The 680-nt window shown below is 44.1% G+C and carries 2 protein-coding genes; one reads left to right on the plus strand and one right to left on the minus strand.

Annotation, left to right across the window (positions count from 1 at the left end):
- Positions 1 to 189: hypothetical protein (locus A3735_RS07945; protein WP_156499520.1), on the plus strand; the 189-nt coding region annotated here is incomplete at its 5' end.
- Between the two features lie 22 nt (positions 190 to 211).
- Here the strand turns inward: A3735_RS07945 and A3735_RS07950 are convergent.
- The coding region (locus A3735_RS07950) for an EAL domain-containing protein (protein ID WP_156499521.1) at positions 212 to 680 on the minus strand (469 nt) is incomplete at its 5' end.

The following is a 680-nucleotide window of genomic DNA, read 5'->3' on the forward strand; positions in this document are numbered from 1 at the left end:
TTAGAGGTAGATAACGTGATTTTGTGTGCAGGACAGGACTCAAATCGTAAGTTGGCAGATGCTTTGTTGGAAGCGGGTGCTGAGGGTAAAGGGATGAAGGTTCATGTTATCGGTGGTGCAGACCTCGCAGCTGAGCTGGATGCAAAACGAGCCATTGACCAAGGTTCCCGTTTGGCCGCTGAAATTTAATCTCTATAGAGGCTTTTATAAACTAGGCTGCCTTAACCCAATTGATGAAGTCTGACTGATTCATCGGTTTTGCAAAAAGGTAGCCTTGAACTCCTTTTACATCCTTCTTACGCAGTACTTCAAGCTGTGTTGGTTGTTCAATTCCTTCGGCAATAACTTCAAAGTGGAAGTGTTTCGATAGTGCGATAACGGTATCTATCACTCCGTGTGTCGACGGTTCATCAGACAAGGTGCTGATAAAGCTTTTATCAATTTTGATTTCGTTCACAGGCAGGCTGTTTAGATAGGACAGTGAAGAGTAGCCCGTGCCAAAGTCGTCAATAGATATCTTGAAGCCTTTTTGCCTCAACTCATCAAGGATAGAAACGGTTTGTTCCAGGTCCTCTATTAACATCCCTTCCGTTATTTCCAACATAAAATATCCCGGGGAAAGCTCGTAGTGCTCCAGTGTGCGAATCAAGTTCATTGGTAGTGTGTTGGACTTAAGCTGG

The sequence above is a fragment of the Oleiphilus sp. HI0061 genome (genome assembly GCF_001635675.1).